Source organism: Streptomyces sp. NBC_00775, assembly GCF_036347135.1.
Taxonomy (GTDB): domain Bacteria; phylum Actinomycetota; class Actinomycetes; order Streptomycetales; family Streptomycetaceae; genus Streptomyces; species Streptomyces lutosisoli.
On record NZ_CP108938.1, the window covers coordinates 2179909 to 2193637 of the forward strand.

A 13729-nucleotide genomic window follows, 5' to 3' on the forward strand; every position below is an offset into this window, starting at 1 on the left:
CGAACGTGTCCAGCCGCCTCCCACGGCGGTGCGCCCGAAGATGGTCGCCGGCGCAGGCCTGTACGCCCTGCTGGTCGCGAACGCGGGTGTGGTGACCGTCTTCTTCGTCCAGGCCGGGTTCGCTTCGAACGCCCTGATCGTGCTGGGCCGGCTGGCGGGACTGTACGCGGCGCTCCTCATGGCCTTCCAGCTGCTGCTGGTGGCCCGGCTGCCCTGGCTCGACCACCGGATCGGCATGGACCGGCTGACCTCCTGGCACCGCTGGGTCGGCTTCGGGCTGCTGTGGACGCTGCTGTCGCACGCGGTGTTCATCACCTTCGGCTACGCGCAGTCGTCGTCGATGGGGCCCGTGGACGAGCTGGTCGAGCTGGCCGAGACCGTCGAGGGCGTGCTGCGCGCGATCGTCGCGCTGCTGCTGATCCTGGTGGTCGGCGCGGTGTCGGCCCGCTGGGCCCGGCGCCGCCTCGCGTACGAGACATGGCACTTCATCCACCTCTACACCTACGTGGCGGTGGTGCTGGCGTTCACGCACCAGGTCGCGGCCGGTACGACCTTCACCACGTCGCCCGCCGCCACCGCGTACTGGTGGACCCTGTGGGGCGTCGCGCTCGGCGCGGTCTGCCTGGGCCGGCTGGTGCTGCCGCTGTGGCGGAACCTGCGGCACCAGCTGCGCGTCTCGGCCGTCGTACCCGAGTCCGACAACGTGGTGTCGGTCTACATCACGGGGCGGGACCTGGACCGGCTGCCCGCGCGGGCCGGCCAGTTCTTCCTGTGGCGGTTCCTCACCAAGGACCGCTGGTGGCAGGCCAATCCGTTCTCCCTGTCGGCCGCGCCGGACGGCCGGAGGCTGCGGCTGACCGCGAAGACGGCCGGCGACGGCACCGCGGCCCTGCGGCATCTGAAGGTGGGCACGCGGGTCTTCGCCGAGGGCCCCTACGGCGCCTTCACCACCCTGCACCGGACCCGCTCCGAGACCCTGCTGATCGCCGGCGGCGTCGGCATCACCCCGATCCGGGCCCTGCTGGAGGACCTGCACGACCACGTGGTGCTCATCTACCGGGTGGCCACGGATCAGGACGCGGTGCTCTACGACGAGTTGCGGGAGCTGGCGCACGCCAAGGGCGCCGAGCTGCACCTGGTGACCGGACCGGCCACGCCGGACAGGCTGGCGCCGCGCGAGCTCGCCCGGCTCGTGCCCGACGTCGCCGAACGGGATGTCTTCGTGTGCGGGCCGCCCGCCATGACGAGTGCGGTGCTGCGCACCCTGCGCGACCTGGGCGTGCCCAAGCCGCAGATCCACTTCGAGCGCTTCAGCCTGGCGGGATGAGAGGGACACCGTGAAACGAGCACTGCCTGTCGTCGTCCTGTCCATCGCGGGCCTGATCCCGCTGTGGCGCTACGCACCGTCGCAGGACACCACGTCCACCACCACGGAGGTGGCCGAGCCCGCCCCGACCCCGTCGGCGACCTCTTCATCGTCTGTGTCGCCTTCATCGTCTTCGTCATCCGCGCCGTCCTCATCGTCCTCGCCCGCCGCCTCGCAGGTCGTCCAGGGCAGCACCGTCACCACCTCGAAGGGCGTCGTGCAGGTCGAGGTGACCTTCGACGGCGGCAAGATCAGTTCGGTGCGGATGCTCCAGCAGCCGAACCACCCGCAGACCACGGCGGCCGTGCCCAAGCTCATTCAGGAGACGCTCCAGGCGCAGAGCGCCGACATCGACACGGTGTCCGGCGCCACCATCACCAGCGAGGGATACGTCCAGTCGCTCCAGGCCGCCCTCGACGCGAAGGGTTCCTGAGGTGCGCCGCGTCGAACACGTCATGGGTTTCCCGGTCTCGGTGCGGATCGACGACGAGTACGCCGACGACGAGACCGCGGACCCGGTGTTCGCGTGGCTGCACGAGGTGGACGCGCGGTTCAGCCCCTTCCGTGCGGACAGCGAGGTGTCCCGGCTGGACCGGGGCGAGCTGAGGCCCGATGAGCTCAGCCGTGATCTGGCCGACGTGCTCGGCCTGTGCGAGGAGTACCGGGTCGCGACCGGTGGCGCGTTCCAGGTGCGGCTGCCCGGCCGCGGACTGGATCCGTGCGCGATGGTGAAGGGCTGGTCGGTGCAGCGGGCCGCCGGCCTGCTGACGGCCGCGGGGGCACGGCGGTTCTGTCTGAACGCCGGTGGCGACGTGGTCGCCGCCGGCGGCCCGTGGCGGGTGGGCGTACGTCACCCCGAACACGCCGACCAGCTGTGCACGGTGCTGGAGATCACCGACGGCGCGGTGGCGACCTCCGCGCGGTACGAGCGGGGCGACCACATCCTCGACGGGCGCACCGGCCGTCCGGCGACCGAGCTGCTGAGCGTCACCGTCGTGGCCGCTTCGCTGACCGAGGCGGACGCGACGGCGACGGCGGCCTTCGCCATGGGCGCGGAGGGCATCGAGTGGGCCGCCGCGCGCGAGGGCTGCGAGGTGTTCGCGGTCGACGCCGAGCGCCGGGTCTTCCGCACGGCGGGGCTCCCTGTGGCGAGTTGAGCCCCAAGTGTCCTGTGGGCAACCGGAATCGAAACGTGTCAGAAGCGTTGACGTGTCCTTGCCGGAAACTTATCTTCTGGTCGAACCTCCGTACAGCGTACGAGATTTCGAACAGTTAAGGCCGTCAAAGGGGACTCGCCGTGTTCCGCACCCGCCATTGGTACGTCCTGGGGGCAGCGCTGCTGGCTCTGCTCGCGTCGTTCGTCAGCCAGCCGGCGTCCGCGGCCGCCGGGCAGCCGTATACCAACCCCATCAAGTCCCAGAAGGGCGCCGACCCCTGGCTGGAGTACTACAACGGCAACTACTACCTGGTGACGACCTCGTTCACCAACGAGCTGACCATGCGCAAGTCGCCGACCCTCGCCGGGCTGAGCACCGCCCCCAGCGTCCAGATCTGGTCGGACACCACCTCCGGCCGCAACGCGAACTTCTGGGCGCCGGAGATCCACTTCTTCAACGGCCACTGGTACCTGTACTACTCGGGCGCGCAGAGCGGAGCCGCCTGCTGCGACACCCAGCGCACACACGTCCTGGAGAGCGCGGGCTCCGACCCGATGGGCCCGTACACGTACAAGAACAGCCTCACCGGCTCCAATCTGGACCCGGGCGGCTGGCTGATCGACGCCAGCGTGCTCCAGTACAACAGCAAGCTGTACCTGGTGGGCAGCGGCTCCGTCGGCGGCAGCAAGCAGAGCCTGGTCATCGCGCCGATGAGCAACCCGTACACGCTGAGCAGTTCCACCTTCACCGTCATCTCCAGCCCCACGCTGAGCTGGGAGACCTCCGGTGCCCCGGTCAACGAGGGGCCCGAGCCGCTGTATCACGATGGCAGGACGTTCCTCACCTTCTCCGCCAGCTACTGCCAGACCGCGGACTACAAGCTCGGCCAGCTCGAACTGACCGGCAGCGACCCGCTGTTGGCCGCTTCCTGGACGAAGAAGCAGACTCCGGTGTTCGAGCGCAATGACGCGGCCGGGGTCTACGGGCCCGGCCACAACGGGTTCTTCACCTCGCCGGACGGCACCGAGAACTGGATCGTCTACCACGCCAACAGCTCGTCGAGCGGCGGCTGCGGAAACGGCCGTACGACCCGGGCGCAGAAGTTCACCTGGAACGCCGACGGCACCCCGAACTTCGGCACCCCGGTGGCGACCGGCACCTCCCTCGCGGGCCCGTCCGGCGAGACCGCGACGACTCCGACGGCGTACACGATCGTCAACCGCAACAGCGGCAAGTGCCTGGACGTCGAGGGCGGCAACACCGCGGACGGCACCAACATCTTCCAGTGGACGTGCAGCGGCGGGGCCAACCAGAAGTGGCGGATCGAGGACCAGGGCAACGACACCAGCCGGCTGGTCAATGTCGCCACCGGCAAGGTCGTGGACACCGCCGACTGCTCCACCGCCGACGGCGCCGACATCCGGCAGTGGTCGTGGCTGAACAACAACTGCCAGAAGTTCCGGCTCATTTACACCGGCGGCGACTACGTACGGATCGTCAACGCGAACAGCGGCAAGGTCGCCGACGTCGCCAACTGCGGGACGGGCGACGGCATCGACGTACGCCAGTGGACCTGGCTGAACAACACCTGCCAGCAGTGGCGGCTCCAGCCCACCACCGCCTGACCGTCACCGCCACCGCCACCCCCACAGGAGTACGACCATGAGCCGTCCCAGCCGCCGAGTGGTGCTGACGGGCCTCGCCGCCCTGGCCCTCTCCACCACCGTCACCCCCGCCCACGCCGCCGCCCCGGCCTCCCCCGCGGCGACCTTCACCAACCCGGTCGCCGAACAGCGGGCCGACCCGCACATCTTCAAGCACACCGACGGCTACTACTACTTCACGGCGACCGTGCCCGCGTACGACAAGATCGTGCTGCGCCGGGCGACCACCCTCCAGGGCCTCGCCACCGCCCCCGAGACCACGATCTGGACCAAGCACGCCAGCGGGGTGATGGGCGCGCACATCTGGGCGCCGGAGATCCACTTCATCGACGGCAAGTGGTACGTCTACTTCGCCGCCGGGTCGACCAGCGATGTGTGGGCGATCCGGATGTACGTCCTGGAGAGCGACGCCGCGAACCCGCTGACCGGCACCTGGACGGAGAAGGGGCAGATCGCCACCCCGGTGTCCTCCTTCTCGCTGGACGCCACCACCTTCGCCGTGAACGGCGTCCGCTACCTCGCCTGGGCGCAGCGCAATCCGTCCGAGGAGAACAACACCAGCCTGTTCATCGCCAAGCTGGCCAACCCCTGGACGATTCAAGGCACTCCGGTCGAGATCTCCCAGCCCACGCTGTCGTGGGAGACCGTCGGCTACAAGGTCAACGAGGGGCCGTCGGTGATCCAGCACGGCGGCAAGGTCTTCCTGACCTATTCGGCCAGCGCCACCGACGCCAACTACTGCATGGGCATGCTGACCGCCTCCGCCTCCGCGGATCTGCTGAACGCCGCCTCCTGGACCAAGGGCTCGCAGCCGGTGTTCCAGAGCAACGCCGCGACCTCGCAGTACGGGCCCGGCCACAACTCGTTCACGGTCTCCGAGGACGGCAAGTCGGACATCCTCGTCTACCACGACCGCAACTACAAGGACATCAGCGGCGATCCACTGAACGACCCCAACCGCCGTACCCGCGTGCAGAAGATCTACTGGAACGCGGACGGCACGCCCAACTTCGGCATCCCGGTCGCCGACGGCGTCTCCCCGGTCCGCTTCTCCTCGTACAACTTCCCGGACCGCTACATCCGCCACTGGGACTACCGCGCCAAGATCGAGCCGAACGTCACCAACCTCGCCGACTCGCAGTTCCGCGTGGTGACCGGGCTCGCGGGCACCGGGACCGTCTCCCTCGAATCGGCCAACTACCCCGGCTACTACCTCCGCCAGAAGAACTACGAGGTCTGGGTGGAGAAGGACGACGGCACCGCCGCCTTCAGGAGCGACGCGACCTTCTACCAGCGGGCGGGCCTCGCCGACTCGGCCTCGGGCCTCTCCTTCGAGTGGTACGGCAGCGCCGGCCGCTATCTGCGGCACTACAACTATCTGCTCTACACGCAGCCGGCCGACACGACACTCGCCAAGGCGGACGCCACGTTCTACGCCGAGTGACTCGCCCAACTCCGGTCTCCCGACGCGCGGCGCGATCGCCCCGGGTGGCCTGCGCGGGCTCCTTGACGCTGCGGCTGCGGGTGCCGTCGTGGGCGACCGGATTCCGGGTGACGGTCAACGGCCGTGCGGTGAGCGGGACTCCGGTCGCGGAGCACGGTGGACGCGTGGGTGTCGGCGGGACTGCTCGGCGCGAGCGACGGGCAGAAGGTGACGGATACGGCGCGGAACGCCTCGTACGCGCCCTGAGGGCTCGGGGAGTCACCAGGCCCTCAGGGGCTCCCCCGCCACGAGCCGGGAGGTGAAGCCGTCCGGGCCGACGGCGGGTTGGCCCAGCAGGGTCACGCGGTGCATGACGCGGTCCACGCCCAGCTGGGCGAAGTCCGTCGGGGCGAGGTGGCAGGTGGTGCGGTTGTCCCAGAAGGCGATGCTGCCGGGCTCCCAGCGGAAGCGGACCGTGTACTCGGCGCTGGTCAGCTGTTCGAAGAGGAGGTCGAGCAGGCGGCGGCTCTCCAGCTCGGAGAATCCGACGATGCGGGTGGTGGAGCCCGGGCTCACGAAGAGGGCCTTCTCGCCCGTCTCGGGGTGCACGCGCACCACGGGGTGCACGGCGACCTGCGGATCCTCGCAGTAGATCTTCAGGATCTCGCGGTCGCGCTCGTCGGAGTGACGCAGGTGGACACCGGTGAAGAAGGCGTGCTCGGCCTGGAGCGAGTCCAGCAGGTCGCGCAGGGGCCGGGACAGGCCCTCGTACGCGGCCACGGTGTTCGTCCACTGGGTGTCGCCGCCGAACTGGGGGGTCGTCTCGGCGCGCAGGATCGATGCGTCGGGCGGGTTGACGGCCTGGGTGAGGTCGCTGTGCCAGCCTGCGAGCGGGGAGACCCATTTGCGGCGGTAGTGCTCCTCGAAGTCGCCGCCGTAGCGCTCGACGTCCGCCTTCGGGTCCACGGTGAGGATCTCGGGGAAGCCGTCGGGCGCCACCCCGTGCTTCGTGCCGGGGCGCCGGGTCAGCTCGCCGAAGCGCCGCCCGAACGCGATGTGCCGGGCGTGCCCGATGTCCGGGCCCCGGAAGAAGACGACGCGATGGGTGAGGAGGGCCTGCCGGATCTCGGCCACCGAGGCGTCGTCGAGGTCATCGGTCAGGTCGGCTCCGGTGATCTCGGCGCCTATCCGGCCGGCGATGCGACGCACACCGATACGGGTGGCCGGGGTGCTCGTTGCCATGGACAAGGTCATGGTTCCGCCTTCCGCGTGAAGCTTGCGAGGAGTTGGCCGCGGCTCAGCCGACGTGCACCGCCCACTGCATCCACAGCGGAAGCAGGAGCAGCGCGGCGACCGAGCTCTTGATGACAAGCGCTGCCGACATGTCGACGCCGATGTCGTAGCGCTGGGCGAAGATGAACAGGTTCTGCGGGGCCGGCATCGCGGCGATCAGCACGAGGTACTGCAGCCAGCGGCCGTCGATGCCGAAGACGGTGGCGCAGACGGCCCAGGTCATCAGCGGAAAGACCAGGCACTTGAAGGTGATGAGCCCGATCTCCTCCCGGGTCGTGCCGCGCACGGAGAGACCGCTGCCGCCCAGGTGCAGGCCGAGGGCGAACAGCGCGACGGGCGACGCGCTGTCCCCGACGAACGAGAAGCCGTCGAGGAGGGGTTTCGGGACGTGCAGCGACAGCAGGTTGAGCAGGATGCCCGCGTTGCAGGCGAGGACGACCGGGGTGACCAGGGAGGCCCCAACGGCGCGGAGGAGCAGCCGGGGGCCCGACCCCTGGCCGGCGTCGCGCACCGGCCGCCCCAGCTCCATGATCGAGATGATGACGAGGGTCAGGACGCAGACCTGGAAGAGCAGGACCGGGAAGATCGGGGCCGCGTTCCCGAAGAGCGTGATGAAGACGGGTACGGCGAAGTAGGCCGTGTTCACCTGAACGCCGGCCATGATGCGCAGCGCGATGGCGCGGGGATCGCGCTGGCCGCCGAGGCCCGCGAGGACGCCGATGGTGAGCACCGCGAGGGCGGCCGTGGTCGCGTAGCCAAGGATGGCGCGCCAGTCGAACAGGGCGCCCAGGTCGCTGCCGTAGATATTGCCGAAGAGGTAGCAGGGGACCGCGAAGAGAAACGCGTAGTCGACGAAGACCCGCGAGCTGTCGGCGGGCACGACCTTGCGGCGCGCGAGCAGCACTCCGCAGCCGAAGGCCAGCACGACGGGTACGAGTTTCTCCAGCGCGGTCAGTGTCCCCATGGACGTACGGCCTCCCCGTGGTCGGTGAGCGCACGGTAACCGCTGATCAGCCGGCGGATCACGGAGTTCCCGCGCGGCTCGTACGTGTGGTCGTCGATCCGCGCGACCGGCAGCAGCTCGCATGCCGTCCCGCAGATGAAGGCCCCGTCCGCCTCACGGACGAACGCCGGGCTCAGGTCCTCCACCGCGCAGGGGATGTCCTCGGCCCGCGCCAGTACCAGGACCCGGGCGCGGGTGATGCCGTCGATCGTGCAGCGGGTGGTGGGGGTGTGCAGGGCGCCCGCCCGGGTGAAGAAGACATGGGCTCCGGTGGCTTCGGCGATCATTCCCGCGTCGTCCAGCAGGAGCGCGTCGTCGTAACCGGCCCGCAGCGCCTGGTTCTTGCTCACCGTGCCGATCATGTAGTTGCCGGCGGCCTTGCTCTTGACCGGCGCGAACAGCGGCGAGGGCCTGCGGTATTCGGCGGTCCGCAGCGCGATGCCCCGGTCGAGGGCGTCGGCAGCCGCGTAGTAGCCGACCGGGATCTCCCAGGCGGCGACCGAGGTGTGCACGGAGGTGTGCAGCGCCGCGGTCTGGATGACCTCCGAGCCGCGCCAGGCGTTCATGCGGACGTACCCGTCGCGGATGCCCGCCGCGGCGACGACGTCGAGGGTCGCGCCATGCAGCATCTCGTCGTCGTACTCCAGGTCGAAGTCGAGGATGCGCGCGGAGGAGCGCAGCCGGGCGATGTGCTCGCGCAGCAGGAACGGGGAGCCGCCGTAGACGCGTACGCCCTCGAAGACGCTGCTCGCGTAGTGCAGTCCGTGGCTGAGGACGTGCAGCCGCGCCTCGGCCCAGGGGACGAGGGAGCCGTCGAGCCAGATCTCTCCGGTGCGCCGGTCGAAGGGGAGCGGGGACGCCTCGGGGACCAGGGGTGCGTCGGGGAGCAGGGGTGCGTCGGGGCCCACGACGGTCACCTCACAGCGCCAGGTCGAAGAGCGGATGCTGGAGGTCTCCGACGAGGGCGACGAAGCGGCGCTCGTGCGGTGTCACGCTGCGGACCGAAACACCGTGCAGGGCAAGGGGGTTGATGGGGTACATCACCAGGACATTGCTGTCGTAGGTGATGGTGCCGACCTCCTCGACATACCGCGGGTCGATGTCGAAGCGGTTGTCCCCGTACTCGGAGGCGCTCGTGGTGAACCGGTGTGCACCCTCGCGGTACTTGTAGAGCTCCAGGTGGCCTCCGGTGGCGTCGTCGTCGGGGTGCTTCATGTAGAAGAGCCCGCCGAAGAGCTTGTACGGCTTGTCGACGTGCGGGCCCCGGTACGACGAAGGGCGGCCGGAGACCGCCGAGTTGATGACGGCCGTGCAGTCCATGAGGATGTCGTGGGTCGCGAACGTGTCGTGGTTGCGGCGGCCCACGCGCAGCGAGCCCAAGGGGCCGCACTTCGCCTCGGCGTCCGGAAGCGCGGCGATCAGGTCGTCGCGAAACAGGTCGAGGAACTCACGGTAGAACTCCGGCGAGGCGTTGCGGGTGACGAAGTCCTTCCACACCGGGGCCATCTCCCCGTCGTCCAGGATGTGCTGGGACATGTAGTTGTAGCGCTCGTTCGAGGTGATCGGCTTTCCGATGCGGGTGCCGATGTACTCGGCGGTCGGCATCGTGGTGGCGAGGGCCTCGTACAGGTCCGGGCTCAGCGGGTTGTGCAGCACGATGTGCGGGAACGGGTCGCGACGGATGTCGGCCCTGGTCGCCTTCGCGAGGAGTGACTCGGCGGTGACGGTGGCCTGTTGGGCGTGCGGCATGGGTGGGCTCCTTGAATGTACGGCGGCTTACGGTCGGAGGCTTCTGGTGGCGAACCAGGTTTCGAGGATCAGCAGTGACCACAGCACCTCGGCCGCGTGGGCGTCGGGGCGCTCGGTCTGCATCCGGAACAGCTCGCGTACGGTGTCGCGGCGGATGTAGGCCTCACAGCGGGTGTGCGGTCCCAGCAGGGTGTCGCCGATCAGGTCGTACAGTGCCTCGCCCGGCCTGATCATCGCGGCGACGGGCAGGGTGAACGGCTGCTTGGGCCGCTCGACGACGCTCCGGGGAACCCAGCGGCGGGCGGCCTCGACGACCGGCGCCTTGACCGTCTCGCCGACGACCTTGAGTCCGGGTGGCAGGGCGTGGGCCAGGCGCATCACGGACGGCTGGAGGAACGGGATCCGTGCCTCCACGGCGTGCGCCATGCTCAGATGGTCGACGCGGCGCAGGATGTAGTACGGGAAGCGGGACTCCTGGTCGTGGCGCAGGAGCGCCTCCAGCTTCTCGTGCCGGCCGCCACGGACGCGCCGGTCGAGTTCGTCGCCGTTGGCGTCCCCGAAGTAGCCGTTCTCTGCGCGGAGTCGGGCGAGGTGGTCGGGGGTGTAGAGGCGGGCCAGGGTCGCGGTGCCGGCCGCCGCCATCGTGTCCTGGTAGGCCCGGTGCCAGGTCGCGCTGTCGTCTCGGGCCGCCTTGACGAAGCGGGTATAGCCTCCGAACAGTTCGTCGGCGCCGTCACCGGTGAGGGCGACCTTGAACCCGGCCTCGTGGACGGCCTCGAACAGCGCGAAGGTGCTCAGGCTGTGCGGGGCGTTGTTGGGCTGGTCGAGATGGCGGACGAACCGGTCGATCAACCCCGGGAAGTCGGCGGGGTCCACGACGACTTGGTGGTGGCGGGTACCGCAGTGCGCGGCCACCTCACGGGCGTAGTGCCGCTCGTCGTCCGGCCAGTCGCCGCGGTAGGCGATGTTGAAGGAGTGCGGCAAGGGCACGGTGGCGGCCGCCAGCGCCGTGAGATAGCTGGAGTCGAGACCGCCGCTGGTGATGACACAGACCGGCACGTCGGCGTCGAGCATGCGGCTCAGTTCGTCGCGGAGTGTGGCGTCGAGGAGTTCGGCGGCCGGGACTCCCTCCTCAATGGCCATGGCTTCCAACTGCCACTGAGTGAGGGAGAGTTCATCTCCTTTGAAGCTCAGCGCGCTCCCCGGCGGCAGGGTGCGTACACCGGTGTGGATCGTGTCCGGCCCCCAGACGGCCTTCCCGCCCAGGTACCGGTCGATGGCGAGGGGGTCGACGGCGGCCGGGAAATCCGGAAAGCGGCTGAGAGCCTCCATCTCGGAGGCGAAGCAGAGTCGGTGTCCGTCGGCGGAGAGGTAGTAGAAGAGGGACTTCATGCCGGCGTGGTCGGTGAAGAGCTTCAGGCACGGCTCGGTGGTGCGCCGGTCCACGATCGCGAGGGCGAACATCCCCTCCAGGCGCCGGACGAACGCGTCGCCGTACCGCTCGAACAGCGGCAGCAGGACATCGCCGTCGCAGTCACCCCGGAACGCGTACCCGTGGGCCGCGAGTTCGGCGCGCAGCTCCCGGTGGTTGTAGATCTCGCCGTTGAAGACGCACGTCATGTCGCCCAGGACGTAGGGCTGTTGGCCGTGGGTGACACCTTGGACGGCGAGGCGGTTGTTGCCGAGTGCCCAGCCGTCGCCTCGCAGCAGGGTCTGGGCGTCGGGGCCGCCGTGACGCAGGCCTTCGGCGACCCTGTGCAGGGCGTCGGGGCCGACGGGCTCGCCGCCGAAGCTGCCGTAGATGCGACACATCCCTGGTTCCCCCGGTCACCCGGCGACGGGCACGTGGTGGCGCCCGGCCGGTGTCTGGCGGGCCGTCGGCAGATGGCGGTCCAGGAATTCGGTGACGATCTCGACCTGGCGCAGGATGTCGTCGAGCTGGCAGGGTGTGGGACTCACGCCGTGGCCCTCCAGGGCGCTGTTGCCGGTCTTGAGGTAGACGGGGGCGGCGACGCGGACGAACTCGGGTGCCTCGTAGGTGCGGACGAATCCGCCGGACAGTTTCGGGTTGTCGACATGGCAGTCCAGCGGGATCGCGACCGCCTCGCGGATGGCCGCGATCATCGGCAGCGGCAGATCGCGCACCGGGTTGAAGCTGTTGGCGCCGAGCATCTCCAGCATCTGGGCGGAGGCGGCGTTGCCGTGACCGCAGTGGGCGGAGATCTTCAGATGGATGTCGGCGGGCAGTTCGCCCGCGGTCCGCATCCGGTGCAGCACCCACAGCAGGCCCTCGTCGTAGACGACGAAGCCGCGCACTCCGGCCTCGACACCCCGCTTGACGTCCTCGATCGCCCGGACGACCTGCTCCTGCCCGCGCAGCCGGTAGCCGATGCGGGCGCCCTCAGGGGTCTGCACGCCCGCCCCGATGTCGTACGCCGCCCGCGGCCCGACCGACATCAGGATCTGGGCTCCGTACTCCTCCCCCAGTTCGGCGTACGCGCGCAGTTCGCGGGCCGTGTGGCGGTACATGCCCCGGGTCTCGGTGACACGGTTGATGGTGAAGCCTCTGCGGCGGCTCTCCGACAGCAGCGTCTCGGCTGCCTGGGCGGAGTTGACGGTGGGGACCTCGATCCGGAAGTGGCAGCCGTCGTCGAAGGTCAGCTCGGAGTCCGCGACGGACTCCCCGTCCCCCGTGGGCAGTCCGAGCCGGCCGAGCTGGGCCCGGGTCTCGTTGAAGAAGGAGGTCACCGTGCTCATCTCGTCACCTCGATCCCCAGCTGCTCCGCCGCCCGCGCGACGATCTCCTCCGCGACGCCGATCGAGGTCGCGTGGTCGGGGTGCACGACCTGCACCTCGCCGAAGTTGCCGAGATTGCCGCGGCAGGGCGCGAGGACGTCGCCGTCCGGGAGGTTCAGGGTCAGCGCGTGCAGGGCGTCGCCGTACTCGTGCGCCCAGTCCAGGCTCGGCGGCGGCCCCGCCGGCTTGGGGACGCGGTCCGCGGCGCCGAACCAGCGGACGGTCGCATAGCGGCTGAACGCGATCTCGCCGACGTCCACCTCCTCGTCGAGGTGAATACGGACGAGCAGCTCGAACGGGTCTCCTCCGCCGGCGAGTTGGAAGAGATTGGGCAGGCAGGAACCCATGAGGCGCGGGTTGAGTTCGATGAGCCGGGGGCGGCCGTCCTCCCCCAGCATGATCTCGACGTGGAAGATGCCGAGCCGCAGGTCCACGGCACGGACGGCCGCCTCGGCGAACTCCATGACCCGTTCGTGGAGCCCGGCGTCGATGGCCGCCGGGATCGTGGTCCCCACCTCCAGCGCCTCGTGCCGGTCCCAGGTCTTGCGCTCGCTGACGGCGAGACGGAGGAATCGGCCGTGGGAGAGCCCGATCTCGGCGGACAGGAACCGTCCGGTGAGGTACTCCTCGACGAGGACACCGTCCTGGTAGGGGGCCCGGCCGGGCCGCACGTGCCGCCACAGGTCCCACAGCCGGGCGCGGTCGTGGACGATGTGCGCGCCCTCGCTCGCCGAGCCCCTGGCCGGCTTGAGTACGACGGGGTAGCCCACCTCGGCGGCGAACGCGGCGGCCTCGACGTAGCCGCCGACGACGGCGTGCCGGGTGGAGTCGACCCCGGCCGCCGCGAGGGCCTGGCGGCAGCGGTGCTTGAGCTTGGCGGTCGCGGCGCCGTGGGCGCTGGTGAACGGGATGCCGAGCTCCTCGGCGATCCGGGCGACGGGGAGGACCAGCGCGTCGACGGTGGCGACGAAACCGTCGATCGGCCGCTCCTCGTGGAGAGCGGCGACGCAGGTGCGCAGTGCCCCGACGTCGGTGGCGTCGTCCAGGACGTGCACGGTGTCGACGTACTCCTGGTAGGGCGAGGTCGTGAAGTCGATGTGCTGGGACCGCTCCATGCGCAGCGACCGGATCAGCGTCACCTCGTGGCCGAGCCGCTTGGCCGCCCGGAACGCCGGGGCGTTGCCGGTCTTCCAGGTCACGAACACCACATGTCGGCGCCCAGTGGCCGGATGCCCACTGACTGGGCGCCTACTGGCCGGGGGCCCACTGGCTGGGTCT

Annotated in this window: 12 protein-coding genes; 5 read left to right on the forward strand and 7 right to left on the reverse strand. The window is 69.9% G+C overall.

Going from position 1 to position 13729, the window contains the following annotated elements; genetic code table 11:
- Nucleotides 1-40 precede the first annotated feature (40 nt).
- The 5 genes from OIC96_RS09885 to OIC96_RS09905 all read left to right on the forward strand — a co-directional run bounded on the left by OIC96_RS09885 (nt 41) and on the right by OIC96_RS09905 (nt 5631).
- A complete protein-coding gene (locus OIC96_RS09885; protein ID WP_406502287.1) occupies nt 41-1327 on the forward strand; it encodes a ferredoxin reductase family protein in 1287 nt (428 codons plus the stop codon).
- A 10-nt stretch (nt 1328-1337) separates the two neighbouring features.
- Nucleotides 1338-1799, forward strand: coding sequence for an FMN-binding protein (locus OIC96_RS09890; RefSeq protein WP_330308230.1), 462 nt, complete (start codon nt 1338-1340; stop codon nt 1797-1799).
- A 1-nt stretch (nt 1800) separates the two neighbouring features.
- Nucleotides 1801-2523 (forward strand): FAD:protein FMN transferase, encoded by a 723-nt coding sequence (locus tag OIC96_RS09895; RefSeq protein WP_330308229.1) that lies wholly within the window; start codon nt 1801-1803, stop codon nt 2521-2523.
- Nucleotides 2524-2663: 140 nt separating this feature from the next.
- The gene (locus OIC96_RS09900) at nt 2664-4148 is read left to right on the forward strand and encodes a family 43 glycosylhydrolase (RefSeq protein WP_330308228.1); all 1485 of its coding nucleotides are present in this window, start codon (nt 2664-2666) and stop codon (nt 4146-4148) included.
- A 37-nt stretch (nt 4149-4185) separates the two neighbouring features.
- Nucleotides 4186-5631 carry a family 43 glycosylhydrolase gene (locus tag OIC96_RS09905; protein ID WP_330308227.1) on the forward strand — a complete coding sequence of 482 codons (1446 nt, stop codon included), beginning with the start codon at nt 4186-4188 and terminating at the stop codon, nt 5629-5631.
- 258 nt (nt 5632-5889) lie between these two features.
- On the opposite strand, the gene OIC96_RS09910 is transcribed toward OIC96_RS09905, so the two are convergent.
- From OIC96_RS09910 to OIC96_RS09940, 7 genes are read right to left on the reverse strand one after another with little or no spacing between them, the layout of a single operon-like run.
- Nucleotides 5890-6852, reverse strand: coding sequence for a TauD/TfdA dioxygenase family protein (locus OIC96_RS09910; RefSeq protein WP_330308226.1), 963 nt, complete (start codon nt 6850-6852; stop codon nt 5890-5892).
- Nucleotides 6853-6907: 55 nt separating this feature from the next.
- Nucleotides 6908-7867, reverse strand: coding sequence for an AEC family transporter (locus OIC96_RS09915; protein WP_330308225.1), 960 nt, complete (start codon nt 7865-7867; stop codon nt 6908-6910).
- Nucleotides 7855-8814, reverse strand: coding sequence for an aminotransferase class IV (locus OIC96_RS09920; protein WP_330308224.1), 960 nt, complete (start codon nt 8812-8814; stop codon nt 7855-7857). Before OIC96_RS09920 ends, OIC96_RS09915 begins: the two co-directional genes overlap by 13 nt.
- Before the next feature lie 10 nt (nt 8815-8824).
- Nucleotides 8825-9655, reverse strand: coding sequence for a hypothetical protein (locus OIC96_RS09925; protein WP_330308223.1), 831 nt, complete (start codon nt 9653-9655; stop codon nt 8825-8827).
- Nucleotides 9656-9682: 27 nt separating this feature from the next.
- Nucleotides 9683-11467: an asparagine synthase (glutamine-hydrolyzing) gene (gene asnB, locus OIC96_RS09930; protein ID WP_330308222.1), complete on the reverse strand. Its 1785-nt coding sequence runs from the start codon at nt 11465-11467 to the stop codon at nt 9683-9685.
- Between the two features lie 15 nt (nt 11468-11482).
- Entirely contained in the window at nt 11483-12412 is a 930-nt protein-coding gene (locus tag OIC96_RS09935; RefSeq protein ID WP_330308221.1) for a peptidase, read from the reverse strand.
- Nucleotides 12409-13650, reverse strand: a complete 1242-nt coding sequence (locus OIC96_RS09940; RefSeq protein ID WP_330308220.1) for an ATP-grasp domain-containing protein — start codon at nt 13648-13650, stop codon at nt 12409-12411. The genes OIC96_RS09935 and OIC96_RS09940 overlap by 4 nt, the downstream gene beginning before the upstream one ends.
- Nucleotides 13651-13729 lie beyond the last annotated feature (79 nt).